This is a genomic window from Mesorhizobium sp. M0296, from assembly GCF_040321675.1.
GTDB lineage: Bacteria > Pseudomonadota > Alphaproteobacteria > Rhizobiales > Rhizobiaceae > Mesorhizobium.
Map to the genome: position 1 here is coordinate 170494 of NZ_JAMYRZ010000006.1, position 25468 is coordinate 195961.

The following is a 25468-nucleotide window of genomic DNA, read 5'->3' on the forward strand; positions in this document are numbered from 1 at the left end:
CAGTGGTCGGTTGCAAATGCCGCGTTGGCCGGGATGAGAGGCCTATGGCCGAGACAGCCTTCCGCAGCGGCAATCTGCCGCTGCGCCCCACATTACTCGCCCGGCTGCTTGCCTGGTTCGGAGTGCATGCGGCGGACGCGGCGCACGCCCCACCAGACGAGCACGACGGCGAGCGGCGCCGAGGCGGCGGTGACCATTTCCGGCGCGAAGGCATGGCCGAAGATCGAGGCGCCCTTGGCGACGTAGCCGATGAGGCCGACGACATAGTAGGAAACCGCGGCGACCGAGAGCCCCTCCACCGTCTGCTGCAGCCGCAATTGCAGGCGGGCGCGATTGTTCATCGATGCCAAAAGATCGCGGTTCTGCTTCTCGACCTCGACGTCGACCCAGGTGCGCAGCAGTGTGGTGGCACGGGTGAGCTTCGTCGACAGGTTGGCCTGGCGCTCCTCGACCGAACGGCAGGTACGCATCGCCGGCGCCACGCGGCGCTGCAGAAAACCGCCCCAGGTGTCGTAGCCGGGCACCGCCTCTTCGTCGAGCGCCTCCAGCCGTTCGCGCACGATGCCGTCATAGGCGCGGCTGGCGCCGAAGCGGTAGAGGCTGGAGGCGGCATCGGCCTCCAGCTCGGCGGCCAGTTCGGTCAAGTCGGCAAGCAGCGTCTGGCTGTCGCGGGTCTCGGCGACCTTCATTTCCAACGTGGTCTGGGCCAGCCTGTCTTCGATGCGGCGGGCCCGACCGGACAGCGTCAGGGCCAGCGGCAGCCCAAGCATGGCCAGCGTGCGGTAGGTCTCGATGTCGATCAGCCGCTGCGACAGTGCCCCGATGCGCGCCGGGGTCAGGCCACGGTCGAGCACCAGCATGCGGGTCAAGCCGTCGCCATCCTGACGGAAATCGGTGACGATGGCCGCGTTGCCGCGCTCAACCAGCGAATAGCACAGGCTGGTCGGGTCGAAGCCGGCGATCAGTTTTTCGTTCGCCGGCGTCCATTTGCGGATCTCCAGCCTGATGCCGGAAATCACCGTGCCCGGCGGCGAAAACCCGTTGCCGAAGGGTGTGTCTTCTTGCCCCCTGCCGTTTTCGGCGAGCGGGCCTTCCCAGAGATAGGTCGAGAATTCCGTGTGACGTTCCCAACGCAGCGAGCCCTTGCCCCATTTCATCGCGTGGTGGCGGGCGTGAGGGTCGGGCGCGGCGATGCCGAGGCGTCGCGACAATTCGGAAAGCACGGCCTGATCGATCCCGGATCCAGCTTCGGTCATGAAGGAAAGCTGCACCAGCACGCGCGGCTTTTCGACCAGCGGCTGCGGCCGGGCGTGGACCTCGCCGAGCGCGCCCGGCCGACCGTCATGCGCCGGAAAGCCCATGACAGTGCCGCCCACGGCTTTGGCGCGCAGCTGGAATTCGAGGTTGGAAGGGTCGGCGTCTGGCACGGCTGGTCCCCCGGGCTTCTGTGAGCCCTTTGGCAATGATGTCCCTCTAGAGGCAATCGCCAGGGGACGCAAACGCCCAATTTAGCTGAAGATGATATGGCGCCGCGGCTGTGAAACGGACCCGGCCCCGGCGAATTGGATAAATAATTTGACCAGTTGGCGACGCCGGCTTTATCTTGCGCGACATCGGTTCAACCCCAGGCATCCCGTTTGAGCGACATTTTCTCCCGGATCGAGCATTCGCGCACCGCCGACGAGGTGGTGCAGCAGATCGAGAGCCTGATCCTCGAAGGCGTCCTGCGCACCGGCGACCGGCTGCCGGGGGAGCGCGAACTGGCGCGCCAGTTCGAGGTGTCGCGGCCGATCCTGCGCGATGCCTTGAAAGCCTTGGAAGGGCGCGGGCTGTTGACGACACGGCCAGGCGGCGGCACCCATGTCGCCGATGTCATCGGCCAGCTGTTCACCAAGCCGGTGACCGACCTGATCTCGATGCACCGCAAGGCGGTGACCGACTATCTGGAGTACCGCCGCGAGATCGAGGCCGTGGCGGCAGAATATGCGGCGCGGCGTGCCACATCGGACGATCTGGCGCTGCTCGACCGCATCATGGCGCGCATGGACGAGGCGCACCGGACCGGCAATTTCGACGACGAGGCGGAAATCGACGTCGAGTTCCATCACGCGATCTGCGAATGCGCGCACAACATCATCCTGCTGCACACGCTGCGCTCCTGCTATCGGCTGCTGTCGGAAGGCGTGTTCCAGAACCGGCGGCTGGTGTTCAACGTGCCGGGCGCGCGCGAGGCGCTGCTTTCGCAGCACCGGGCGATCTACACCGCGGTCAAGGCCGGCGATCCGGCTGCGGCGCGGCAGGCGGCGATGGACCACATCTCCTACGTCGAACGATCGATGGCCGAGGCCGAGCGCAGCGGCGACTGGCAGCGCGTGTCGCGGCTGAGGCTCAGGCAGCGCTCCGAGCCCGGTGGCGGTGAGCCGGCAAGAAAACAGCCGTAGGCACCGCCCAGAAAATTCAACGACGAACCAGCGAAGAACCAGCGGAAAAAAGATCCATGAGCAGCATTCTCACCATCGCCGACCTCAAGGACCTGGCGCGCCGCCGCGTGCCGAAGATGTTCTTCGACTATGCCGATTCCGGCGCCTGGACCGAAAGCACCTACCGGGCCAACGAGGAAGATTTCCAGAAGATCAAGTTCCGCCAGCGCGTGCTGGTCGACATGGACAACCGCTCGCTGGAATCGACCATGATCGGCGAGAAGGTGGCGATGCCGGTGGCGCTGGCGCCGACCGGCATGACCGGCATGCAGCATCCGGACGGCGAGATGCTGGCGGCGCAGGCGGCGGAGGAATTCGGCGTGCCGTTCACGCTGTCGACGATGAGCATCTGCTCGATCGAGGATGTCGCGTCGGTGACCAGGAAGCCGTTCTGGTTCCAGCTCTATGTGCTGCGCGACAAGGATTTCGTCTTCGATTTGATCGACCGCGCAAAGGCGGCGAAATGTTCGGCGCTGGTGCTGACGCTCGACCTGCAGATCCTCGGTCAGCGCCACAAGGATATCCGCAACGGGCTTTCGGCGCCGCCGCGGATGACGCCGAAGCACATCTGGCAGATGGCGACCAGGCCGCGCTGGTGCGTCGGCATGGCCGGGACAAAGCGCCGGAGCTTCCGCAACATCGTCGGCCATGCCAAGGGCGTCGGCGACCTCGCCTCGCTGTCGTCGTGGACGAAGGAGCAGTTCGATCCGCACCTGTCGTGGAAGGACGTCGCCTGGATCAAGGAGCGCTGGGGCGGCAAGCTGATCCTGAAAGGCATACTCGACAAGGACGACGCGCTGATGGCGGCCAGGACGGGCGCCGACGCGATCATCGTATCCAACCATGGCGGCCGCCAGCTCGACGGCGCCTCGTCATCGATCATGGCGCTCGAAGAGATCGCCGATGCCGTCGGCGACACGATCGAGGTGCATATGGACGGCGGCATCCGTTCCGGCCAGGACGTGCTCAAAGCACTGTGCCTCGGCGCCAAGGGCACCTATATCGGCCGGCCTTTCCTGTACGGCCTCGGCGCACTCGGCAAGGAAGGGGTTACCAAGGCGCTGGAAATCATCCGCAAGGAGATGGACATAACGCTGGCTCTGTGCGGAAAGCGTCTGGTCACCGACATGGGCAAGGATCAGCTTCGGCGCTAAAGTCCCGTGGCGGCATGACCACGGAGGCGACGCAGGCATTGACGGAGCCCGGCATCAGTTTCTACGAGGCGCGCGGACCGCAAGGCATGCGCCTCTATGCGATCGGCGATGTGCACGGCCGGCTCGATTTGCTGACCGCCATGCACCGGCGGATCGAGGCGGAGCTCGGTCAAAGGCCGTCGGCCGATTGGCGCGTGATCCATCTCGGCGACTATGTCGATCGCGGCCCGGACTCCAGGGGCGTCATCGATTTCCTGATCGACGCGCAAAGACGCGATCCGCGTCACCTGATGCTGGCCGGAAATCATGATCTCGGCTTCCTCGATTTTCTCGATGTCCCCGACCCGGACGGCCTGTTCATGCGCTATGGCGGCATCCAGACGGCGCTATCCTATGGCGTGTCGCTCGGTGGGAGCAGCGCCTGGTTTGGCCGCGCCGATGCGGCACTGCGGCAAGGGCACGCCGCACTGGTCGAGGCGGTGCCGCAGAACCATGTCGAGTTCCTGCGCTCGCTGCCCTTCTCAGTGACGTTCGGCGACTTCTTCTTCTGCCATGCCGGCATCCGGCCCGGCGTTGCGCTGGAAAGCCAGACCCGGCAGGACCTGATCTGGATCCGCGAGGTCTTCCACGATCACACCGGTCTTCATCCCAAGATCGTGGTGCACGGCCATACGCCGGTGGCCAAGGCCGAGATCACCGGCAACCGCGTCAATGTCGACACCCTCGCCTGGCAGTCGGGAAACCTCACCGCGCTCGTGGTGGACGGCGCTGATAAGCATATCCTGACAGTGACGGGTAAGCGGGCGTAGGGAAGGCGTGGGATTATGAGCAGAGAGGCTAGCGAAGCGCGGCGGTGACGCCGTAGCCGTCGACGGCATTGTGGTCGTTGGCCGCGTCGGCGGAATAAATGCCGAGGCCGCACAAGACGATAGCCGACAACATGACAAAGGACAAAAAGGCTGCTTTCACGGACGTCATCTCTTGTTGAGCTTCCTGCATCTATGCACGAGCGGGTTACCAATGCGTTGAAACGCAAAATACGTCGCAAATGTCGGACGGTTTCGCGCTTCTAGGCATGTTCTGTATCGGCGGTGTGTCGCGCGGGTCACAGGAAAGGTTCATCGCGGTTGCACCCAAGATGCAGAGCGCGCGCCTTTTAGGCTGGCGGACAGACACAGGCCAAGGATGAAACGCGTTATCCCCGGCGGATTTGCCGCCGCGTGCCAAATATGCAACGTCGCCAAATACGTTGACTATATGGGCCGTCAGATCGTCGCCACCCAGGCGCGGGCGATGGCCAGGCCGGCGGCATCGGCTTGCGGTCCGTTGCGGGCCATTTCGTCGTCGAGCCGGACGGCCCAATCCGGATGGCGTTCGGCGATCAGCGGTGCGAAGGACGTGCTCCAGTCGCGAACCATCGGCCGGTCGGCCTCGAAATGAAACTGGAAGCCATAGACGGCGCGGCCGATGCGGAACGCCTGGTTCTCGGCGACGGCATTGCCGGCCAGCCGCACGGCAGTCTCGGGCAAGACAAAGGTGTCGTCGTGCCATTCGAAGATCGGGAACTTTTCAGGCAAGGCGGCGAGCACCGGATCGGCCTGCGCCGCCGCGGTGAGCGCGACTTCGTGCCAGCCGAACTCCGACGCGCCGCCGATCTGGTTCTCGCCGCCAAAGGCGCGCGCGACCAACTGGCTGCCGAGGCAGATACCAAGCACCGCGCGATCCCTCTCGGCAAAGTCGCGCGTCAGGTCGAGCAGGCCCGGAAAATAAGGACAGAGCTCGTCGTCCAGCGCATTCTGGGCGCCGCCGAGCACCACCATGGCGTCATGCCCGCCGCTATCTTGCGGCAGCGCGTCGCCGCGGTAGGGACGGCGCAGGTCGATATCGACGCCCGCCTCGACAAGCGCCGCGCCGATCTGGCCAAGGCCCTCATTGTCGAAGTTCTGGACAACCAAGACCCGCATCGAAACCTGCTGACATGAAATTGATGCAACGAGCGATATCATGGCGCCAGCATTGCAGCCAACAGGGAACGCCTATGCCACTGCAAAACCGGATCGACCCGTTCGGCACCATCCATGCCGTGCCGGAGCGCGGCCTGTTCATGGGCAATCGCGGCATCATTCACGACCCCGAGACGAGAACGCTGTTGAAGAAGCGCTGGGCGCTGCAAGCCTGGATCATCTGCGTCTGCGAATTCGGCAACGTGCGGCGCGAGCCGATGGGGCGCAACCGGGCTGGCGGCAAGGCCGGCTGGACCGAGCTGTTTTTCCTCGACGAGGTGACGGCGCTTGCCGCCGGCCACCGTCCCTGCTTCTTCTGCCGGCGCGAGCGGGCCAGGGATTTTGTCCGGCGTTTCGGCGACGCCTTCGGCATTGCCGAACCACGCGCGCCGCAGCTCGACAAACGCCTGCACAAGGAGCGCCTGGCATCGGGCGGGCGGGCGACGAGACTGGAACCGGAAGCGCTTGCGGACTTGCCGGACGGCACGATGATCTCGTCAGGAAACAGGGCGTACGTCCTGTTTGATGGCGCCGCGCTGCCCTGGAGTTTCGGCGGTTATGGCGAACCGGTGGGGTTCGGCGGTTTTGCCGACAGTCCAATCCGCCTGCTCACGCCAGCGACAACTGTTTCGGTGCTGCAGAAAGGCTACGAGCCTGTCTGGCATCCTTCCGCCGAGGCTTGACGCCGAGGGTGACGTTGCCGCATTCCTCGGCGATGCGCGCCAATTACAAGATGCAGCGGCTGTTCGTGCCGGACGGGCTTGGACCGGACATCGAGTTCGACGTCGGCCCGCAGCAGAGCCATTATCTCTCGCACGTGCTGCGGCTCGGCGAAGGCGCCGAAATTCTGGTCTTCAACGGCCGCGACGGCGAATGGTCGGCGGCGATCGCCACGAAGTCGAAGAAGGCGTTGCGCCTGAGGTTGCTGGCATTGCAGCGGCCGCAGCCGCCGTTGCCCGATCTCGTCTATTGCTTCGCGCCGCTGAAGCAGGGGCGGCTCGACTACCTCGTGCAAAAGGCGGTCGAGATGGGCGCTGGCATCCTGCAGCCGGTCATCACCCAGCATACGCAGGTGGCAAAACCCGGCATCGAGCGCCTGCGCGCCAATGTCGTCGAGGCGGCCGAGCAATGCGGCATATTGGCGGTGCCAGAGCTGCGCGAAGCGGAAAAATTCGAGCGCCTGCTCAGCAACTGGGACCGCGAGCGGCGGCTGATCTTCTGCGACGAGGATGCATCGACCAACAATCCCCTGCCGGCATTGCAGGCGGTGCGGGAGAGAAAGCTCGGCCTGCTGGTCGGACCGGAGGGCGGCTTTTCCGACGAGGAACGCAAGATGCTGAGAGCGCTGCCTTTCGTTACCGCGATTCCGCTCGGGCCGCGCATCCTGCGAGCGGATACGGCGGCGGTGGCGGCACTGGCGCTGATCCAGGCGACAATCGGCGATTGGTGATCAATTCCAATTACCCGCTGGCTCAGGATTTTTCGCTTGATCGGCTACTGACATTTCGTCCATCTAGCGCCGGCAGCGGCCGCGTGTCCTTTCGGGCGCGCAAAGGACGCTGTAGCATTTGATTGGGCACCTGATCCGTTCCGAAAATCGAAGCCGATTTTCAGGGTCATGTGCGGAGGGCTCCTATGGCGCGCGATACAACCGATTTCCGGCCGATAGAAAGCGTCGACGAACTCGTCGAGCACCTGGCCGAAGGCAACAAGCCGCGCGACAAATGGCGCATCGGCACCGAGCACGAGAAATTCCCGTTCTATGTCGACGGCAATGCGCCGGTGCCCTATGGCGGCGAGCACGGCATCCGCGCCATCCTCGAAGGCATGCAGGACAAACTCGGCTGGGACCCGATCATGGATGCCGGCCGCATCATCGGACTGGTCGAGCCGACCGGCCAGGGCGCGATCTCGCTGGAGCCCGGCGGCCAGTTCGAACTGTCCGGCGCGCCGCTGGAGACGATCCACCAGACCTGCCGCGAAGGCAATGCGCATCTGGCGCAGGTGCGCGAGATCGCCGAACCGATGGGCATTCGTTTTCTCGGCCTTGGCGGCAGCCCGAAATGGTCGCTGGCCGAGACGCCGAAAATGCCGAAATCGCGCTACGAGATCATGACCCGCTACATGCCCAAGGTCGGCACCAAAGGTCTCGACATGATGTACCGGACCTGCACGATCCAGGTGAACCTCGACTTCGAAAGCGAAGCCGACATGCGCCGCAAGATGCAGGTGTCGCTGAAGCTGCAGCCGCTGTCGACGGCGCTGTTTGCCAACTCGCCCTTCACCGAAAGCCGGCCGAACGGCTTGCAGAGCTGGCGCGGCGAGATCTGGCGCGACACCGACAATCAGCGCTCCGGCCTGCTCGAGTTCTGCTTCTCGCCCGATTTCGGCTTTGCCGACTATGTCGAATGGGCGCTCGACGTGCCGATGTATTTCGTCATCCGCGACGGCCAATACCACGACATGACGCACATCACCTTCCGCCAGTTCATGGCGGGTGCTGCCCGTAACGACCTGCCGGACGGGCTGCCGACGATGGGCGACTGGGCAAACCATCTGTCGACGCTGTTCCCCGACGTGCGGCTGAAGCGCTTTCTCGAAATGCGCGGCGCCGATGGCGGGCCGTGGCGGCGCATCTGCGCGCTGCCGGCCTTCTGGGTCGGGCTGCTCTACGATGCGGCGGCGCTCGACGCGGCCGAGGCGCTGACCTCGAGCTGGAGCTATGACGAAGTGCTGGCAATGCGCAACGCGGTGCCGGAACAGGGCATTTCGGCGCCCTTCCGCAACACGACATTGCGCGAGATCGCCCGCGACGTGCTCGTCATCTCGCGCATGGGACTGAAGAACCGCGGCCGCAAGAACCGCGACGGCTATGACGAGACGTCGTTCCTCAACACGCTGGACGAGGTCGTCGCGCGTGGCACCACCAGCGCCGAAGAGATGCTCTCGGCCTACCACACACGCTGGGGCGGCTCGATCGAGCCGGTGTTCATGGAATACGCGTATTAACGCTTCGCTATCCGCTTGGCCGATGGTCCGGCAAATTCGCTTCAATCAGTGATGGAAACGAACTAGGCTTCTCCAACGAGGATTTTCCCGGAGGAGAAAACAATGCCTTCCTTGTTCGATATTCTGGCACAGGCCCAGAACGGCAACGGCATGCAGGCGCTGGCCCAGCAGTTCGGGCTTTCGCAGCAGCAGACGCAGGCGGCGGTCGCGGCGCTGCTGCCGGCCTTTTCGCAGGGGCTGAAGCGCAACACGGCGGACCCTTATGGGCTCGGCTCCTTCATGACGGCGATGGCCAGCGGCCAGCACGCCAAATATTTCGAGGATGCAAGCCGGGCCTTCTCGCCGCAGGGCCTCGATGAAGGCAACGGCATTCTGGGCCATTTGTTCGGCTCGAAGGATTTGTCGCGGGCCGTCGCCAGCCAGGCCGCGCAGGCGAGCGGCGTCAGCCAGCAGGTGTTGCAGCAGATGCTGCCGGCAATCGCCTCGATGATGATGGGCGGGCTATTCAAGCAGACCACCAACCAGCTAGGCGGGCAGATGCATGCGGCAGGCGGTGGCGGCAATCCGCTTGGCGAGCTCATCGAGCAGATGATGCGGCAGGCTGGCGGCGGCAGCCAGGCACCGACCCCTCAGCCTGCAGGCCCCACGGATAACCCGCTCGGCAAGGTGCTGCAGGATATGTTCGGCGGGCAGCAGCCGCAACAGACGCAGAGCCCTTACGGCGACAATCCGCTGGGCAAGGTGTTGCAGGACATGTTCGGCGGCGGGCAGCAGCCACAAAGCCAGCCGCAACAGACACAGAACCCTTATGGTGACAATCCGCTCGGCAAGGTGCTGCAGGATATGTTCGGCGGCGGTGCACCACAGCCACAGCAGCCGCAGAACCAACCCCAGCAGACACAGAACCCTTATGGTGACAATCCGCTCGGCAAGGTGCTGCAGGACATGTTCGGCGGTGGCGCACAACAGTCTCAGCCGCGTCAGGCGCCGCAGCAACCCCAGGCGCCGCAGCCGCAGGCCAATCCGAGCGGCAGGCCGAGAAATCCGTTTGACGACCTGTTCGGCAAGATGTTCGAGACAGGCGCCCAGCAGCGCGACGACTACCAGAAAGGCATGGAGTCGATCTTCGACCAGTTCAAGCAGGGCATGGGCCGGCGCTAGACCAGACACCGGCAACCAATCATCAGTGCCGCCCAAAAAAGAAAGCCCGGTCCTGGGAGGACCGGGCAGCGCGCAGGCTGGCCGGGGGGATCCGGCAGGGAGTGGGGAGCCTGCGTAACTTGGTGGCGTCGTGCCTCAAAAAGGTTCAACGCGCCCGAACGGCGAAACCACGCGATCACGCCACCTTGCGGGCAATATCCTCGATCGTTTCGGCGCGCTCGATCGCGATGACGCGAAGCCTTTCGGTCGGATCGCGGCCAAAGGGTACACCGACAGCGACGTGCAAGTCGGCGCGGGTCAGGCCGATGTCGGCGAGCTCGGCATCCGACATCTCGCCGAGGCGATAAAAGGCGCGGCGGTTTTTCCAGGCGCGGTAAACATTGGCAGCGGCGTTGGCCACGCGCGTCGCAACGGCCGGACGCGAAGTGATGCGCGAGGTCTCGGTAGCGAAATCAAACGTAGCCATGTCGGTCTCCTTCACATTCGGACGGGCGAAACCGGTCGATCGGGCGCTGGCGACAGCGGCCGTTCCGGCTTCGATTCATCTAAGATGATGCATGTCGTCGCCCCAAAACCGGTGCCCACTTTTGGGCGACATGCATTCGCTTCATGTGGACAATCGGAATTTGCCATGGCCCGATTGATTAATCCAACGAATGTTTCTAATCTTTAGCATCAGCATCAATGATGGATTAGGCCAATGAAAGCGCCGCTCGATCTCGATCAGTTGCAGACCTTCATCTCGATTGTCGACACCGGCAGCTTTACCCGCGCGGCGGAAGCGGTGCATCGGACCCAGTCTGCGGTGTCGATGCAGATGCGGCGGCTGGAGGAACGGATCGGCAAGCCGCTGTTCGAAAAAGACGGCCGCACCAACAGGCTGACCGAGGAAGGCGACAGACTGCTCTCCTACGCAAGGCGGCTGCTCTATCTCAACAAGGAAACACTGGCCGCCTTCGACGACCGCCGGCTCGAAGGCACCATCCGCATCGGCACGCCGGACGATTATGCCGATCGCTTCTTGCCAGAGATCATGGCGCGGTTTGCCCGTTCCAACCCGCATGTCGAACTGACCGTTATCTGCGAACCGACGCCGGGACTGGTCGAACACATCAAGCGCGGCAATCTCGACCTGGCGCTGGTGACGCACAACGACGCGCGTGGCCAGTCGGAAGTGGTGCGGCGCGAACCGCTGCTGTGGGTTACCTCGGCCAACCATGCGACGCATGAGCAGCCGATCCTGCCGATGGCCTTCGGCCGGCCGAACTGCATCTGGCGGCGGGCCGCCGCCGACGTGCTCGATCAGCAGAGCCGCGACTATCGCATCCTGTTCACCAGCTTCTCTGCCACCGTCATCGCAGCCGCGGTGCTTTCCGGTCTGGCGATCTCGGTGCTGCCGGAATGCGCCCTGCGGCCCGGCATGCGGGTGCTGGGCGAGGCCGACGGTTTCGGCGCCCTGCCCGATTGCCGCATCGGCATCATGCGCGGTCAGACCTCGCGGCCGGAGATCGTCGACGCGCTTGCGCGCCACATTTCGGAGAGCCTCGACAATATTTCCGTGCCACTCGGCGAGGAGACCGGCACGTTCGATTTCGCCGCCCTCGCCTTCGCCAAGATGAAGCGGACCAAGCCGAACCAGATCCTGCCGGGCTGGTGATCGCGCGATTGGGGCGGACATCGAACACGGCCGCCTTGACGCCGGCCAGCAATCGTCCCCCAATCGGCCGATGAGCGACGCAGCATCCGAATCACGCACCAACGCCACCGAATATACGGTGAGCGAAATTTCCGGCGCGCTGAAGCGTACGGTCGAGGACGTCTTCGGCAATGTACGGGTGCGCGGCGAGATTTCCGGCTATCGCGGACCGCATTCCTCCGGCCATGCCTATTTCTGCCTGAAGGATGATCGCGCGCGGCTCGACGCCGTGGTGTGGAAGACCACGATGAGCCGGCTGAAATTCCGTCCAGAGGAAGGCATGGAGGTGATCGCCACCGGCCGGCTCACCACCTATCCCGGAAAGTCGAACTACCAGATCGTTATTGACAATCTCGAGCCGGCCGGTGCCGGTGCGCTGATGGCGCTGCTGGACGAGCGCAAGCGCCGGCTGCAGGCCGAAGGCCTGTTCGACGCGGCACGCAAGCGGCGTCTGCCGTTCATGCCCTGCGTCATCGGCGTCATCACCTCGCCGACAGGCGCCGTCATCCGCGACATCATCCACCGCATCAAGGATCGGTTTCCACTGCACGTGCTGGTCTGGCCGGTGCGGGTGCAGGGCGAGACGGCTGGTGCGGAAGTGACCGCTGCCGTCAACGGCTTCAACGCACTGCCATGGGACGGCGCCATCGCGCGGCCCGATCTGTTGATCGTGGCGCGCGGCGGCGGCAGCCTGGAGGATCTGTGGGGCTTCAACGACGAAGCGCTCGCCCGGGCCGTCGCCGCTTCGGGCATTCCGGTGATTTCCGCGGTCGGCCACGAGACCGACTGGACATTGATCGATCTGGCGGCGGATGTACGGGCGCCGACGCCGACAGGCGCCGCCGAGATCGCCGTGCCGGTCAAGGTCGACCTCGAAGCGACGCTTGCCGGCCTTGGCGCGCGGTTGAAGACCGCACTGTCGCGCAATTTCGAACGCAAGCGGCAGGCGGCACGCGCGGCCGCCCGTGCGCTGCCCTCGCCCGACCAGTTGCTGGCGCTGCCACGGCGGCGCTTCGACGAGGCGACGAGCCGGCTCGGCCGGGCGCTGTCGGTCAGCGTCGAGCGCAAGCGAGCCAGGCTTCTGGGGCAGCGGCTGACGCCGGCGACTTTGTCGCGGCGCATGAACGAAGCCCGCACTCTGACGCGCCGCGACCTCGCCCGTGCGCAAGCGGCTTTCTTCGCCATCGTGCGCGAGCGTCGAGCGCGGTTTTCGCGCACGGCGACTAGACTGTCACCGGCGCCGATCGCAAGACGGCAGAAACTGCAAGGCGATGCCCTGCTGGCGCTGACGCGGCGTCAGGACCAGGCAATTTCGCGGCGGCTGGACCGTCTGCGTGGAAAACTGACGCAGGCAGACCGGCTGCTGGCGACGCTCTCGCACAAGGCCGTGCTGGCGCGAGGCTTCGCGCTGGTCAAGGATGTGGACGGCGCCGTGGTCAAGCATGCGGCAGAAGTTGTGTCGGGGATGGCGCTTTCGCTGGAGTTCGCCGACGGCACCGCCGATGCAGTCGCCATCAGTGGCACGGCGCGGCCGAAGACGGTTGCCAAGCCCGCGGCCAAGCTCAAGGCGCCAGGCGGCCAAGGTTCGCTTTTCTGAGGAAGAAATGACCGACCCGCATCTTGCGACGTCCTCGGGCAAACTGCGCGCCCGTGCCTTCGCGATCCCATTCGAGGGCACGCCAGGCCGCTTCAATGCCATCACCGATGTGCCTGGCGTGATGGTCGGCTATACGACGCTGATCTCAGGGGATGGGCCGCTCGTCGTCGGCAAGGGTCCGGTACGCACCGGCGTGACCGCGATCCTGCCACGGCCCAGAGGCGAGTTGGCCGTCCCGGCGTTCGCCGGGATGTTCAGCGCCAATGGCAATGGCGAACTGACCGGCTCGCATCTGATAGAGGAACTCGGAGCGTTCAATCTTCCCATCACCATCACCAACACCCATTCCTGCGGCGTCAGCCGCGACGCAACGTTGCGCTGGATGCAGACGGTGCTGCCGCAATCGCTCGACAGCGCCTGGGCGCTGCCGGTGGCGGGCGAGACTTACGACGGCTTCCTGAACGATATCAACGGCCACCATGTGAGCTTCGAGCACGTGTTTTCCGCGCTCGAAACGGCTGAAAGCGGGCCGATCGACGAGGGCAGCGTCGGCGGCGGCACCGGCATGATCACCTTCGGCTTCAAGGCAGGGTCCGGCACATCCTCGCGCAGCGTCGACTGGAATGGAGAGCGTTTCACGATCGGCTGCTTCGTCCAGTCGAATTTCGGTGCACGGCGAAACCTCGTGATCCGTGGCATCAGAGCCGGAGCGGAACTCGCCGAACCGGCGATCCGGGACAACACGCCGCGAGCGGAAAAGAGCTCCATCATCGCGATCGTCGCCACCGATGCGCCATTCATGCCGCATCAGTTGAAAAGACTGGCGAAACGCGTGCCGCTCGGCGTGGCGCTGATCGGCGGCTATGGATACAATTCGTCCGGCGATATTTTTCTGGCCTTCAGCACGGCCAATGCCGACGCGGCGCGCGGCGCGGCCGGCAAGCTGGTCAGCGCCGGCTACATACCGGATGCCGATATCAACCCGTTCTTCGACGCCGTCGTTCAGAGCGTGGAGGAAGCAATCCTCAACGCGCTGGTCGCCAATGAAGACATGACCGGGCGCGACGGCAATTTCGTGCCGGCATTGCCGAAAGAGTGGCTCGAGGAGAGATTTGGCAAGGCTGCGCGGCGATAGGACCGCGCAACTGCATCAGACAGGCATTGTTCGCCCGGCAGGTTTTGCCGGGGCGGTCCGTCAGCCGGCAGGCTTGTTGGAATTCTGCTCGTCCTGGTCGGCCTCGGCCGCCTCTTCGAGCCTCGAAGCAATGAGCTCCTGAATGTCGCCGACCTCTTCCTGGATATCCTCCAGGGGTATGCCGGCTTCGGCGGCCTTGGCCGCACATTCCCTGGCGAGGGTCTCGGCCTGCTTCTCGATCCTGGCTGGCGAGGGCTGGCAGTGGACTTTTTCGCCAATCCACCCGCGCAAGAACTCGATTGCGTGTTCACTCATACTGCTGTTTCCCTAGCGGCTATGCCGGTTGGTAATCATAAACGTCGGCATCTTCGAAAAGATGCGTGCTGCCATTCGAGCCGAGTCGGCTTCGCCCGGCAAGCCGAACTTGTCCGAGGTCCACAGAGCCGAAGGGAATGGAGGGTTCAAGGAGCACGTTCTAGTTCTTGAGGACTGATTCTCTCGAGGAAACTCGTTCGACCCGCGCTATTGTTTCTATTTGCTTTTTGTCGGTTTTCAAGCCGTTTTAGATCACAATAGATGTCACAATAGCTAGCACATTTACCGCCCTCTCGCCGGCACCATGTAACAGGCGAGCCGTCAAAGCCGCCGCTATATAGTGATAACCATTTGCAATGTCGACTCTGCTTGCGGTCCTGCTTCTTTCCGCCGCGCTTGCTGGGAGATATGTGGTGTGACGGGCCTTGCCGTGCAAGCTGCCGAGCGCCTCATGCAAGGCATGCAATAGCGTCTTGTGGAAACCCTGAAGTGCTTGTCTCAGGGTGGCTCTCTACCGCTGGCGGTAAAGGATCATGCCGGCATGATAGAGGACGCCTTCGACGAACTCACCATCCGCGGTGAAGCCCGTATCGTCCCAGTATTCTATGTGGTTGCCGTGCACTTCATAGCGTCCCCGGTAGGCGCCTTCGCGGTCACCGCGCGCTTCGTCATAACGGCCGTTCGGCAGGAGTTCGTGCCTGATATGGCGATCCTCGGTGACCCACATTCCGACATAGGGATGAGCTTGGTGCGTCATTGGTTCCTCCGCAAGGATTGGAGTTGCAGGAAGGGTCAGGCCGGTTGGAGCTACAGCAACGGCAATACCCGTAAGCACTGCGGCCAAAGTGGATCGCATCAATGCGCCGCCTTCGTCGGACGCACGACTATCTCGTTGACGTCGACATCGTCGGGCTGTTCGATTGCATAGCGCACTGCCCTGGCGATGGCATCGGGTTGCAGGGCAATAGCACGCCAGCTTTTCATGGCGGCGGCAGCGGCTTCGTCGGAGATCGTGTTCGCCAGCTCGCTTTCCACCACGCCAGGATGAATGCAGGTTACGCGGATATCGTCACTCTCCTGGCGGAGCCCATCGGAAATCGCGCGGACAGCGTATTTCGTTGCGCAATAGACGGCAGCCGTGGGCGAGACGGCCAGTGCGCCAATGGAACCGATGATGATGTGACCGGAGCCGCGTGCCGTCATCTCGGGCAGAACCGCCGCGACGCCGTACAGAACACCCTTGATGTTGACGTCCACCATCAGCTCCCACTCGTCGACCTTCATGGCTGCCATGGCCGACAGCGGCATGACGCCCGCATTGTTGACGATGACATCGACCTGGCCCCATTCGGCCCGGGCTGCGTCGGCGAATGCTGCGACATCCGCCCTCCTGGTGACGTCGAGCGCTCGCACGCGAACCGTTCCACCAGCTGCCTCGATTTCGGCCGCAAGCGCTTCAAGGCGGTCGGTGCGGCGTGCGCCGAGCATCAGCTTCGCACCTGCCGCGCCAAGCTCGCGGGCAATGCCAGCGCCGATGCCGCTGGAGGCACCGGTGATCAGAACAACTCTGTTCATGGTCATCGAGATGATCCTTTTGGTCTGTGATTATTTTCACGATGTGAAGGGATTTGGTGCGGGTGAGCTCCCGCTGCGCGCCGGCCCTATTGGGGGGCTCACTGGGCGGTGTAGCCGCCATCGACCAGAAGCAAGGCCCCGGTGATGAAACTGGATGCCGGCGAGGCAAGAAAGGCGATGGCCTCGGCAACTTCTTGCGGCTGGCCGATCCGGCCGATTGGGTGCGCGCCGCCGAAGCTGCGCAGCATCTCTCGGCCATTCTCCACCACACCTTCCATGATGTCGGTTTCGATCACGCCAGGAGCAACGGCGTTGCAGCGAATGCCCATGCGCCCGTATTCGATCGCGATCACCTTGGTCAGCTGTGCGACAGCGGCCTTGGAGGAGGCATAGGCCGCCTGCGTCTCGAAGGCCGCGACGGCCGAGATCGACGAGACATTGACGATCGAGCCGCCACCGCCGGCAGCCATCAGTTCCACCGCGGCACGGGCAGTGACGAAGCTGCCGCGCGCGTTGATCTGCAGAATGCGGTCATAGTCGTCGACCGAGGTCTCAGTCAGTCGTTTGTTGAGCGTGCGACCGGCATTGTTCACGACGATATCCAGTCGTCCGAAGCGCTTCGCGGCGAGTTCGACCGAGCGTCTGGCCAGGTCCTCGTCGGCGACATCGCCGACCAGCGTTGCCACATCCTCGGCTTCCAATTCGCGTACGCTGTCGCTGAGATCGCTTGCCACGATCCGGGCCCCGCGCGCACGCAGAAGCTCCGCCGTGCAGCGACCGATTCCGCGTGCCGCGCCGGTCACGAGAGCGACCTTTCCATCCAGGCTCCAGGAGGAAGGCAGTGATGTCATGGGGTATCTCCTTGGTCAACCGGCATCGGCCTGGATCGGGGGATCAAGCCTTTCTTGCCGTTGCGACAGAGATAGAGCCATGGCATTGTCGCGATAACCCGCCCGCTGTTAACCTCTATGGTAAGTTTGGCTAACCAATGGACATCGATCTCAATGCAATTGCCGTCTTCGTCACCGTGGCCGAGGAACGCAATTTTCGCGCTGCGGCAGACCGGTTGGGCGTGACGCGCTCAGCGGTCAGCCAGAGCATCCTCAGGCTCGAACAGAGCCTTGGCATCGCATTGCTGCAGCGCACGACACGCAGCGTCAACCTGACCGAAGCGGGCGAGCGCCTGCTGGCGAGCGTCGCACCGGCGATCGCCGACGTGAACGCGGCAATCGAAGCCACCACGGAGTTGCTGGACCGCCCGCGCGGCCGCCTGCGGATCGCGGTTTCGTCTATCGCAGAGGCCTTTCTGTCAGGACCGTTGCTGGCGTCCTTTGCAGAAAGGTTTCCCGAGGTGCATCTGGATATTGTGGTCACCGACGAGGAATTCGACATCGTTGCCGAAGGCTATGATGCGGGAGTGAGGCTCGGCGAAGTGATCGAGCAGGACATGATTGCCGTGCCGGTATCGGGCGATCAGCGACAGATGGCCGTCTGCGCCCCGCGCTATCTCGAAAAGTTCGGAGCACCCGCCCATCCGCGTGAGCTTGTGGCACATCGCTGTATCGGCTGGCGGCCGGCGCCGGGAGTTTCGCCCTATCGGTGGGAGTTCGGCGAGGACGGGCGCGAGTTCGACGTGGCGGTTGCGCCCGAGATCACTACCAACGACATGTGGCTGATGATCCGGCTGGCCGTTGCAGGCGCCGGAATCACGTTCGGCATGGCCGATACATTCCGCCCCTGGCTCGACCGCGGCGAGCTCGTGCCAATCCTCGACGGCTATTTTCCGCCGTTTGCGGGTTTCTATCTCTATTTCCCAAGCCGACGGAATATCGCGCCGAAGCTGAGAGCCCTCGTGGATCACCTGCGCGGCGCGCGTCAGGCGCGGGACCGTGGGTGAGCGCTACGGGATCGTGGTGAACGCTCGGCGCTATTGGTCAGAAACCTGGCTGAAAGCTGAATGGTACCGTTGGCTGGGATCGAACCAGCGACCTCCGGATCCACAATCCGGCGCTCTAACCATCTGAGCTACAACGGCACGCTTGCCCGAGCGAAATCCAGACGGAACGTTCATTCTCCGGGACCCGCTCTGTCGTTCGGCGATGCGTCCATACGGGCTATCGGAGTTTAATTCAAGGCTTTTGGCAAAGCAAAAGATCGCTCCGGCATCGCGTCATTTTTCGCCGGACAAAGAAAAGGCCGGCGGGAGGAGGTGCCGGCCTTTCCTGTTACGAGCCAGCGGGAGGAGGTGCTGGCTGGTCACCCCGGTGAGCAGAGGGAGGAGGTTCCACCCGCCGGGTATTCGTTTGAAACAATTATATCGCACATCTATTTGTCTGACGAAATGCGACCTTTTGATGCATCGTCAAACTGTGCGCAAATATTAGGCGATCTTGATTTCTTTCACGGCCTTTTCGAAGGCGGTCTTGATCGGCTTGGATACGTCCTCGGCCGCCTTGGCAGCAACCGCCTGGAAGTCCTTGGCCTGCTCGACGGTCAATTCGACCTGTTTGCGCACGAATGCTGTCTGCAGCTCGACGACTTCCGACAGCGACTTGGCGCCGATCAGGGCTTCGAAATGCGAGAAGCCGGCTTCGGCATTGGCACGCAAGGCGGCGATGGTCTTGAGCGACAGGTCGCTGGAAACGGTCTTGGCGGTCTCGTAGGTCGACTCCAGAGCCTTCTGGGTCTCCTCGGCGCCGGTCTTCAGCTTGGCATAGGCCTCTTTCGACTGCTCAACGCCCTTTTCGGCGAAGGCACGGATCTGGTCGGTGGCCTTCGAAGCGTCGAAGCTCGGGAATTCAACGTTTTCGATCGTTTCAGCGGTCTTGGTCCTGGACATTTTCCATCCTTTTCAGCGGCAGCGGCTTTGACAAAATGCCGTCTCGTTCATCTATCATGGCAATATAAAGGCAAATTTTGTGCATTGCAACATGTTTGTTGCATCGCACCATAAAATATTTGGTTCGCGGCGTTAACCACGCGCCTAGAGATTCCGCTGGTTGCACGCTATGACTTGTGGACCTTCACGCCGTCGGCTTTTATTAACAAAGCGTTAACCGCAAATTGCCCGCTCTGTGAGGGTCGCCAAGCGCATGCCGGCTGAAAACTACTCCTTCCTTGACGTCGCCGTGCTCGACGCCGTCCGCCTGCGCTTCGCCGCAGGCGACGCGATCGCCATTCTGTCGGCAGATCTCGAGCAGGTGATCTGGGCCAACGGGCCCGGCGCGGCGGTATTCGGCTATCCGGACATCGGCGCTATCATCGGCGCCTCGGCAGGGTTGCCGCTGATCGCCCGGCGCCAGATCATGGCAACCAGCGGTTTTCCGCAGATCGGCCGCGACCGTGCCATCACGGTCCGGCTGGCGACCGGCCTGACCAGCCGCGCCGTCGGCTTCCTGGCCAGCGCGGTGACCATGCCCGATGGCGAGGAAGCAATCATGCTGGCGCTGCCGGCGGCGCAGACCGGCTCGCGCAGCGCCGCCGAGATCGCCGACCGCGCCATCGGTGGCTTTACGGAAGACGGCCACTACATCGCCTTTGTCGATGCCAAGGGCAATATCGACGCCGCATCGGACGGCTTTTCGGCGCTCGGCATCCGGCCTGAGACGCTGGCCGCGCTTGTCGCCGACGTGGCGAACGAGAGCGACCGCATCGTCAAGCGCCTAGTTCCGGGTGGGTCCAGCTCCTATCCCGCGGGCCTTGCCCGGCTGACGGACGAGCGGCACCTGCTGGTGGTGATCGACGAGGACCGGCTTGACGGCGAGGCCCCCGATGGCGAGCGCGCCGGCGGGGAAACCGAGGCGGCAGCGGCACCGAGCGGTGGCGATCTTCCCCAGCCAACGGACCAGGACAACGAGCAGCTGATCGCCAGCACCGGCGCGGCGGAGATCGACCTTGCAGCGATGCAAGGCACCTCGGCATCGGCGGAGCACGAACCTGCCGACGCGGCCGACGATCACCGCACGGTTGGCGAAACGCCGACGCAGCATGACCATTGGTACTTCAATGCCGGCGACGACGCGCAGGTCCCGCCCGGGGCAGCTGCGTCCGGCAAAGTCGAGACCAGCCCGGACGCTTCGCAGGCCGGCGCGGATACTTCGCCGGAAAGCGCCGCAAAGGCCACCAAAGCCGCCTCGCCGGCCGAACACAGCGCTTCGGCGATCGATCGCACCGCCGCGCCCATGCGTTTCGTCTGGCGTACCGACGCGGAGGGCCATTTCAGCGCCCTTTCGCCGGAATTTGCCGAGCTCGTCGGCAAGCCTGCCGCCGACGTGATCGGCCGCCGCTTCGAGGACGTTTCGGCCGCCTATGGCCTCGATGCTTCTGGCGAGATTGCCGGCCTGCTCGAACGGCGCGACACCTGGTCCGGCCGCTCCGTGCTGTGGCCGGTCGCCGGCACCGATCTGAAGATACCCGTCGATCTGGCGGCGCTCCCGGTTTACAGCCGCAGCCGCGTTTTCGAAGGTTTTCGCGGTTTCGGCGTGGCCAGGAGCGGCGATGCGGTGGTCGATCCGGATGCCGTCGGCATGGCCCTTGTCGCCGAGGAGAAACCTGCCGCGACCATCGGGCCGAAAGCCGTCGAACCTCTCCCCGAGACACCTAAATCCGCCGATCCGTTCAGGGGCGAAGTGCCGGCATTGACCATCGTGCCAAAACCCGAGCGGCGCTTTGCCGACAAGGTGATCCGGCTGGCCGAGCACCGGCAGCCGGCCAACGACAAGGGCCTGTCGACGCTGGAACGCAGCGCGTTTCGCGAGATTGGCGAGCGTCTCAAGAAGGACAGCACCCCGGCCGAAGAACAGCCCAGCGCCGGAAAGCAGAAGCCGGTTGAGAAAGTCGAGGCAGCCGGCAAGGCCGACGAGCCAAAGCTGAAAGAAGCCGGGCTGGCGGACAAGGGTGAGATGCCGGAACCAGGTCCGGAAAGCGGGGCGGCTGCCGCCGAACCGCCCGAGGCCGATACCGAAGACCAGAAGGATCTTGCCCGGCTCGACGGCGAGCAGCCGGATGAGGCGGTAGCAGAGGCGCAAGCCGGCGAACCCGTCACACGCCCTGTTTCCGGATCGCTGCTCGACTATGCCGACCGCGAACCCAGCGATGAAGCGCGGGAAGGCGTTGAGCCCAGCACGAACCGTCGAACGATCGTCGCCGAAGCGCCGCGGGATGGCGACGACGATAGCATGACGGCCGAAGATTTCCGTGACGCCGAGGACAGCGAGGATTGGTCCGAGGACAGCGCAGCCGCAGCCGACGCTGCCGGCCAGGTGCCGCCCGTCGAGCGGCCGCAGGCACCACCGCTCAAGCTCGACGGCTTCGTGCCGTCGGCGTTTGCCGGAGAGGACAACAAGGGGCCGGATACCTCGATCCTGGGCAAGCTGCCAGTGCCGGTGCTTATCCATTCCGGCGATCAACTGCACTACGCGAACGACGAATTCCTCGGCTTGACCGGCTATGCGACGCTCAATGCCCTGGACGAGGCCGGCGGGCTCGGCGCGCTGTTTGCCGACCATTATGCCGACGACGGCAGTTCGGACGGCGGCGACCGCGCTCTGCGGCTGAAAACGCGCGACGGTCAGGAGTTTCCGATCGATGCGATTTTACGCTCCGTACCCTGGGGAAACGGCAAGGCGCTGATGCTGGTCGTACGTCGTTCCGGCGACGACGAGGCAGCAGCCATTCCACATGGCGCCGCCGAAGACCAAACGCAGCCGGATGTTTCCGAGCTCAAGGCACGCATTGCCGAAATGCGCACTATCATCGACACCGCCACCGACGGCGTCGTGCTGATCGGCCGTAACGGAACGATCCGTTCAATTAGCCGTCCGGCGGAAGCGCTGTTCGGCTTCGACAGCGACGAGGTGACCGGCAAACCGTTCGTCTCGCTGTTTGCGATCGAAAGCCAGCGCGCGGCGCGTGACTATCTCGAGGGGTTGTCGGAGCCCGGCGTTGCAAGCGTGATGAACGATGGCCGCGAGGTGATCGGGCGCGAGGCGCAGGGGCGTTTCATTCCGCTGTTCATGACCATCGGCAGGCTGCCCAACGACAGCGGCTTCTGTGCGGTGGTGCGCGATATCACCCAGTGGAAGCGGGCCGAAGAGGACTTGACCCAGGCGCGGGCGGTCGCCGAACGCGCCTCGTCGCAGAAGACCGATTTTCTGGCTCGCATCAGCCACGAGATCCGCACGCCGCTCAACGCCATAATCGGCTTTTCCGAGCTGATGGTCGACGAGAAATTCGGGCCGGTGGCCAATGACCGCTATCGCGACTATCTGCGCGACATCAACCGTTCGGGCAACCACGTGCTCGATCTGGTCAACGACCTGCTCGACATTTCGAAAATCGAGGCCGGCCAGCAGGAGATGGCCTATGAGGCGGTGTCGCTTAACGACACGCTGGCCGAAACCGTGGCGATGATGCAGCCGCAAGCCAACCGGGAACGCGTCATCATCCGCTCCAGCTTCGCCTCGCGGCTGCCGGAAGTGGTGGCCGATCTGCGCAGCGTGCGGCAGATCGCGCTCAACATCCTGTCGAACGCCGTCCGCTACACGCAGGCCGGCGGCCAGGTGATCGTGTCGACGGCTTACGAGATCTCCGGCGATGTCGTCATGCGCGTTCGCGATACCGGCATCGGCATGAGCCAGTCCGAGATCGAGCAGGCGCTGAAGCCGTTCAAGCAGATCAATGCGCTGAAGCGCGGCCGTGGCGACGGCACGGGTCTTGGGCTGCCGCTGACCAAGGCGATGGTCGAAGCGAACCGGGCCCGGTTCACCATCAACTCGACGCCCGGCGAGGGAACCCTGGTCGAAGTCGCCTTTCCCTCGACCCGCGTGCTCGCCGGTTAGCTATGGTTGCGCAAAGAAAAAAGGCGTCCAACGGGACGCCTTGAATAATAGGATTGCTGTCACAACGGGGCTTGAGCGAATCAGATCCTCTCGGGGCTAAGAGGAACGGGATTTCTCCCTCAAGTTACGCACGACTATTGATGCCGGGCCTTAACAAATCCTTACCGGCACGCCGGAAAATTTACCAATGTGTACCACTCATGAAATCTAGGTAAATTCCGAAGAGATAATTTGTTAACGATACCTGAGACCTCAAAACGGCTCCCACCTTGGATCCCGGGGTCAGTCGGCAAGCTGCGGCAGGTTGCGGAACAGCTCGAGCGCTTCGGGATTGGCGAGCGCTTCCTTGTTCTTGATGGCGCGGCCGTGCACCATGTCGCGTACCGCGAGCTCGGTGATCTTGCCCGATTTGGTTCGCGGAATATCACTGACGGCGACGATCTTGGCCGGCACGTGGCGCGGGCTCGCCCCGGTGCGGATTTTCGCGCGGATGCGTTTTTCCAGCTCGGCGTCGAGCTCAACGCCGGCCGCCAGCCGCACGAACAGCACGACACGCACGTCATTGTCGAAATCCTGGCCGATGCACAGCGCTTCGAGGATTTCCGGCATCTGCTCGACCTGATTGTAGATCTCCGCCGTGCCGATCCTGACACCGCCCGGATTGAGCGTGGCGTCGGAACGGCCATGGATGATCAGGCCGCCATGGACGGTCCATTCGGCGAAATCGCCGTGGCACCAGACATCGTCGAAACGTTCGAAATAGGCGGCTTTGTATTTCCTGCCGTCAGGGTCGTTCCAGAAGCCGATCGGCATCGCCGGAAACGCCTTGGTGCAGACGAGCTCGCCCTTCTCCTGGCGGAGCGGGCGGCCGTCGTCGTCCCAGACATCGACGGCAAGGCCGAGCCCGGGCCCTTGGATCTCGCCGGTCCATACCGGTTCGATCGGCACGCCGAGCACGAAGCAGGAGACGATATCGGTGCCGCCGGAAATCGAAGCCAGATGCACGTCCTTCTTGATGCCTTCATAGACGAAGCGGAAATCTTCCGGCGATAGCGGCGAGCCGGTCGATGAGATGGTGCGCACGCTGGAAAGATCATGCGTGCGGATCGGCTTCAGGCCGGCCTTGCGCACGGAATCGATGAATTTGGCCGAGGTGCCGAAATAGGTCATCTTTTCGGCATCGGCGAAGTCGAACAGCGCATTGCCGTCCGGGTAGAACGGCGAGCCGTCGTAGAGCAGCAAGGTTGCGCCCGATGCCAGGCCCGACACCAGCCAGTTCCACATCATCCAACCGCAGGTGGTGAAGTAGAAGAAGCGGTCGCCGTCGAGCAGGCCGGCATGCAGCCGTTCTTCCTTGACGTGCTGGATCAGCGTTCCGCCGGCCGAATGGACAATGCATTTGGGAATGCCGGTCGTGCCCGATGAAAACAGGATGTACAGCGGATGCGAAAACGGCAGCCTTTCGTAGGCGACAGGCCTTGCGGCAAAGGGTGACAGCGCCTCTTCCAGCGCAGCCGCCTTGCCGATGGTCGCGGCGACGTCGAGCGAGGTGCCGAGATAATCGACAATGAGAACTTTGCGGACGGTGGCGAGCTTGCCCGCCACGGCCGCGATCTTGTCGGCGACTTCGATAGCCTTGCCATTGTACCAGTAGCCGTCCGGTGCGATGAATATGACAGGCTCGATCTGGCCGAATCGGTCGAGGACCCCCTGCTCGCCGAAATCTGGGGAGCAGGACGACCAGACCGCGCCGATCGAGGCGGCCGCCAGCATCGCAGCAACGGTCTCCGGCATGTTGGGCATCATCGCGGCGATGCGGTCGCCCTTCTTCACCTTGAGCGACAGGAAAAGCTGCTGCAGGCGCGAGGTCAGCGCATGCAGCTCGTTCCAGGACAGCCGCCGCTCGACCTTGTCCTCGCCGCGAAAGACGATTGCGTCGCCAAGCCCGGTTTTCTTGAGGAGATTCTCGGCGAAGTTCAGCTTCGCCTCAGGGAAGAAGGTCGCGCCGGGCATCTTGTCGCCATCGACCAGCACGCGTTCGCCCTTGTCGCCGACGATGCCACAAAAGTCCCAGACCAGGCTCCAGAAGGTCTCGCGGTGATCGATCGACCAGCGATGCAGGTCGGTATAGGAGGAGAAAGCCTCGCCGGCTATGCTCGCCGCGGCGTTCATGAAGGCGGTCATCGGCGCTGCGTCGATCTGCTCTTGCGTCGGGATCCAGAGCGGTGCGTCGTCAGCCACCATTGTTCCTCCTTAAAGCACGTCACGTTCGAAGAGATTCACGCGACGCGCTTTAAACTTTTGTCTTTATGCATGTCGTTTATCCCAAAACCGCTGCGCACTTTTGGGCGACATGCATTGGCATCGCTTATGCATATCGCGATACAGCAGAGCAAGATTTTGTTGGACCGCGCCGGTCAGGGTGTGCGCAAATGCCATCGCCGGGCCATAAAGACTTGAAATGCGTCAGCCGTCGGTTACACCCGTCGGGCGATTTTGTCGGA

The 25468-nt window shown here is 63.6% G+C and carries 22 protein-coding genes and 1 tRNA gene; 12 read left to right on the forward strand and 11 right to left on the reverse strand.

What is annotated here, in order from left to right:
* Positions 1 to 92: 92 nt before the first annotated feature.
* Positions 93 to 1427: a DUF3422 family protein gene (locus tag NKI97_RS08995; RefSeq protein ID WP_352833635.1), complete on the reverse strand. Its 1335-nt coding sequence runs from the start codon at positions 1425 to 1427 to the stop codon at positions 93 to 95.
* Between the two features lie 210 nt (positions 1428 to 1637).
* On the opposite strand from NKI97_RS08995, the gene NKI97_RS09000 reads away from it, so the two are divergent.
* From NKI97_RS09000 to NKI97_RS09010, 3 genes are read left to right on the forward strand one after another with little or no spacing between them, the layout of a single operon-like run.
* Positions 1638 to 2441 carry a FadR/GntR family transcriptional regulator gene (locus tag NKI97_RS09000; protein WP_352502088.1) on the forward strand — a complete coding sequence of 268 codons (804 nt, stop codon included), beginning with the start codon at positions 1638 to 1640 and terminating at the stop codon, positions 2439 to 2441.
* 56 nt (positions 2442 to 2497) lie between these two features.
* On the forward strand, positions 2498 to 3634 hold the full coding sequence (locus NKI97_RS09005) for an alpha-hydroxy acid oxidase (protein ID WP_352450952.1): 1137 nt from the start codon (positions 2498 to 2500) through the stop codon (positions 3632 to 3634).
* A gap of 38 nt (positions 3635 to 3672) precedes the next feature.
* The gene (locus tag NKI97_RS09010) at positions 3673 to 4443 is read left to right on the forward strand and encodes a metallophosphoesterase (RefSeq protein ID WP_352451021.1); all 771 of its coding nucleotides are present in this window, start codon (positions 3673 to 3675) and stop codon (positions 4441 to 4443) included.
* Positions 4444 to 4471: 28 nt separating this feature from the next.
* Here the strand turns inward: NKI97_RS09010 and NKI97_RS09015 are convergent, their stop codons facing one another.
* On the reverse strand, positions 4472 to 4612 hold the full coding sequence (locus NKI97_RS09015; protein ID WP_292664785.1) for a hypothetical protein: 141 nt from the start codon (positions 4610 to 4612) through the stop codon (positions 4472 to 4474).
* Between the two features lie 287 nt (positions 4613 to 4899).
* A complete protein-coding gene (locus NKI97_RS09020) occupies positions 4900 to 5598 on the reverse strand; it encodes a type 1 glutamine amidotransferase (RefSeq protein WP_352450951.1) in 699 nt (232 codons plus the stop codon).
* 74 nt (positions 5599 to 5672) lie between these two features.
* Here NKI97_RS09020 and NKI97_RS09025 point away from each other — a divergent pair, with 74 nt between their 5' ends.
* The 4 genes from NKI97_RS09025 (at position 5673) to NKI97_RS09040 (ending at position 9807) form a co-directional block, all read left to right on the forward strand.
* Positions 5673 to 6320: a hypothetical protein gene (locus NKI97_RS09025; protein ID WP_352450950.1), complete on the forward strand. Its 648-nt coding sequence runs from the start codon at positions 5673 to 5675 to the stop codon at positions 6318 to 6320.
* A gap of 32 nt (positions 6321 to 6352) precedes the next feature.
* On the forward strand, positions 6353 to 7087 hold the full coding sequence (locus tag NKI97_RS09030; RefSeq protein WP_352451020.1) for a 16S rRNA (uracil(1498)-N(3))-methyltransferase: 735 nt from the start codon (positions 6353 to 6355) through the stop codon (positions 7085 to 7087).
* A 185-nt stretch (positions 7088 to 7272) separates the two neighbouring features.
* On the forward strand, positions 7273 to 8646 hold the full coding sequence (locus NKI97_RS09035; RefSeq protein ID WP_352450949.1) for a glutamate--cysteine ligase: 1374 nt from the start codon (positions 7273 to 7275) through the stop codon (positions 8644 to 8646).
* Positions 8647 to 8748: 102 nt separating this feature from the next.
* On the forward strand, positions 8749 to 9807 hold the full coding sequence (locus tag NKI97_RS09040; protein ID WP_352541775.1) for a DUF937 domain-containing protein: 1059 nt from the start codon (positions 8749 to 8751) through the stop codon (positions 9805 to 9807).
* A 175-nt stretch (positions 9808 to 9982) separates the two neighbouring features.
* On the opposite strand, the gene NKI97_RS09045 is transcribed toward NKI97_RS09040, so the two are convergent.
* A complete protein-coding gene (locus NKI97_RS09045; protein WP_352450947.1) occupies positions 9983 to 10273 on the reverse strand; it encodes a DUF1127 domain-containing protein in 291 nt (96 codons plus the stop codon).
* A gap of 234 nt (positions 10274 to 10507) precedes the next feature.
* On the opposite strand from NKI97_RS09045, the gene NKI97_RS09050 reads away from it, so the two are divergent.
* The 3 genes from NKI97_RS09050 to NKI97_RS09060 all read left to right on the forward strand — a co-directional run bounded on the left by NKI97_RS09050 (position 10508) and on the right by NKI97_RS09060 (position 14235).
* The gene (locus tag NKI97_RS09050) at positions 10508 to 11464 is read left to right on the forward strand and encodes a LysR substrate-binding domain-containing protein (RefSeq protein ID WP_023680469.1); all 957 of its coding nucleotides are present in this window, start codon (positions 10508 to 10510) and stop codon (positions 11462 to 11464) included.
* A 70-nt stretch (positions 11465 to 11534) separates the two neighbouring features.
* Positions 11535 to 13100: an exodeoxyribonuclease VII large subunit gene (gene xseA, locus NKI97_RS09055; protein WP_352747845.1), complete on the forward strand. Its 1566-nt coding sequence runs from the start codon at positions 11535 to 11537 to the stop codon at positions 13098 to 13100.
* A 7-nt stretch (positions 13101 to 13107) separates the two neighbouring features.
* The gene (locus NKI97_RS09060) at positions 13108 to 14235 is read left to right on the forward strand and encodes a DmpA family aminopeptidase (RefSeq protein ID WP_352450945.1); all 1128 of its coding nucleotides are present in this window, start codon (positions 13108 to 13110) and stop codon (positions 14233 to 14235) included.
* 60 nt (positions 14236 to 14295) lie between these two features.
* Here NKI97_RS09060 and NKI97_RS09065 read toward each other — a convergent pair whose 3' ends face one another.
* The 4 genes from NKI97_RS09065 to NKI97_RS09080 form a co-directional block, all read right to left on the reverse strand.
* Positions 14296 to 14550 carry a DUF768 domain-containing protein gene (locus NKI97_RS09065; protein ID WP_023719384.1) on the reverse strand — a complete coding sequence of 85 codons (255 nt, stop codon included), beginning with the start codon at positions 14548 to 14550 and terminating at the stop codon, positions 14296 to 14298.
* Positions 14551 to 15061: 511 nt separating this feature from the next.
* On the reverse strand, positions 15062 to 15406 hold the full coding sequence (locus NKI97_RS09070; protein WP_352450944.1) for an Atu4866 domain-containing protein: 345 nt from the start codon (positions 15404 to 15406) through the stop codon (positions 15062 to 15064).
* On the reverse strand, positions 15406 to 16131 hold the full coding sequence (locus NKI97_RS09075) for an SDR family oxidoreductase (protein ID WP_352833641.1): 726 nt from the start codon (positions 16129 to 16131) through the stop codon (positions 15406 to 15408). Before NKI97_RS09075 ends, NKI97_RS09070 begins: the two co-directional genes overlap by 1 nt.
* Before the next feature lie 92 nt (positions 16132 to 16223).
* Positions 16224 to 16976 carry an SDR family NAD(P)-dependent oxidoreductase gene (locus NKI97_RS09080; RefSeq protein ID WP_352747839.1) on the reverse strand — a complete coding sequence of 251 codons (753 nt, stop codon included), beginning with the start codon at positions 16974 to 16976 and terminating at the stop codon, positions 16224 to 16226.
* A 137-nt stretch (positions 16977 to 17113) separates the two neighbouring features.
* Between NKI97_RS09080 and NKI97_RS09085 the strand changes: the two genes are divergently transcribed.
* Positions 17114 to 18022 (forward strand): LysR family transcriptional regulator, encoded by a 909-nt coding sequence (locus NKI97_RS09085; RefSeq protein ID WP_352747837.1) that lies wholly within the window; start codon positions 17114 to 17116, stop codon positions 18020 to 18022.
* Between the two features lie 61 nt (positions 18023 to 18083).
* Here NKI97_RS09085 and NKI97_RS09090 read toward each other — a convergent pair.
* Together NKI97_RS09090 and NKI97_RS09095 are read right to left on the reverse strand one after the other, a co-directional pair.
* Positions 18084 to 18160 (reverse strand) — tRNA-His (locus NKI97_RS09090).
* 345 nt (positions 18161 to 18505) lie between these two features.
* Positions 18506 to 18964 carry a phasin gene (locus NKI97_RS09095; RefSeq protein ID WP_352747834.1) on the reverse strand — a complete coding sequence of 153 codons (459 nt, stop codon included), beginning with the start codon at positions 18962 to 18964 and terminating at the stop codon, positions 18506 to 18508.
* Positions 18965 to 19217: 253 nt separating this feature from the next.
* Between NKI97_RS09095 and NKI97_RS09100 the strand changes: the two genes are divergently transcribed.
* On the forward strand, positions 19218 to 22964 hold the full coding sequence (locus NKI97_RS09100) for a PAS domain S-box protein (protein WP_352747832.1): 3747 nt from the start codon (positions 19218 to 19220) through the stop codon (positions 22962 to 22964).
* 282 nt (positions 22965 to 23246) lie between these two features.
* Here NKI97_RS09100 and NKI97_RS09105 read toward each other — a convergent pair whose 3' ends face one another.
* The gene (locus tag NKI97_RS09105; protein ID WP_352833660.1) at positions 23247 to 25205 is read right to left on the reverse strand and encodes an acetoacetate--CoA ligase; all 1959 of its coding nucleotides are present in this window, start codon (positions 25203 to 25205) and stop codon (positions 23247 to 23249) included.
* Positions 25206 to 25468 lie beyond the last annotated feature (263 nt).

Coding starts and splice junctions, on each gene's coding strand:
- NKI97_RS09070 (WP_352450944.1), bottom strand. CDS start 15,406: ATGCGATCCACTTTGGCCGCAGTGCTTACGGGTATTGCCGTTGCTGTA.
- NKI97_RS09025 (WP_352450950.1), top strand. CDS start 5,673: ATGCCACTGCAAAACCGGATCGACCCGTTCGGCACCATCCATGCCGTG.
- NKI97_RS09060 (WP_352450945.1), top strand. CDS start 13,108: ATGACCGACCCGCATCTTGCGACGTCCTCGGGCAAACTGCGCGCCCGT.
- NKI97_RS09095 (WP_352747834.1), bottom strand. CDS start 18,964: ATGTCCAGGACCAAGACCGCTGAAACGATCGAAAACGTTGAATTCCCG.
- xseA (WP_352747845.1), top strand. CDS start 11,535: ATGAGCGACGCAGCATCCGAATCACGCACCAACGCCACCGAATATACG.
- NKI97_RS09065 (WP_023719384.1), bottom strand. CDS start 14,550: ATGAGTGAACACGCAATCGAGTTCTTGCGCGGGTGGATTGGCGAAAAA.
- NKI97_RS09030 (WP_352451020.1), top strand. CDS start 6,353: ATGCGCGCCAATTACAAGATGCAGCGGCTGTTCGTGCCGGACGGGCTT.
- NKI97_RS09080 (WP_352747839.1), bottom strand. CDS start 16,976: ATGACATCACTGCCTTCCTCCTGGAGCCTGGATGGAAAGGTCGCTCTC.
- NKI97_RS09015 (WP_292664785.1), bottom strand. CDS start 4,612: ATGACGTCCGTGAAAGCAGCCTTTTTGTCCTTTGTCATGTTGTCGGCT.
- NKI97_RS09005 (WP_352450952.1), top strand. CDS start 2,498: ATGAGCAGCATTCTCACCATCGCCGACCTCAAGGACCTGGCGCGCCGC.
- NKI97_RS09045 (WP_352450947.1), bottom strand. CDS start 10,273: ATGGCTACGTTTGATTTCGCTACCGAGACCTCGCGCATCACTTCGCGT.
- NKI97_RS09040 (WP_352541775.1), top strand. CDS start 8,749: ATGCCTTCCTTGTTCGATATTCTGGCACAGGCCCAGAACGGCAACGGC.
- NKI97_RS09075 (WP_352833641.1), bottom strand. CDS start 16,131: ATGACCATGAACAGAGTTGTTCTGATCACCGGTGCCTCCAGCGGCATC.
- NKI97_RS09035 (WP_352450949.1), top strand. CDS start 7,273: ATGGCGCGCGATACAACCGATTTCCGGCCGATAGAAAGCGTCGACGAA.
- NKI97_RS09020 (WP_352450951.1), bottom strand. CDS start 5,598: ATGCGGGTCTTGGTTGTCCAGAACTTCGACAATGAGGGCCTTGGCCAG.
- NKI97_RS09085 (WP_352747837.1), top strand. CDS start 17,114: ATGGACATCGATCTCAATGCAATTGCCGTCTTCGTCACCGTGGCCGAG.
- NKI97_RS09050 (WP_023680469.1), top strand. CDS start 10,508: ATGAAAGCGCCGCTCGATCTCGATCAGTTGCAGACCTTCATCTCGATT.
- NKI97_RS09100 (WP_352747832.1), top strand. CDS start 19,218: ATGCCGGCTGAAAACTACTCCTTCCTTGACGTCGCCGTGCTCGACGCC.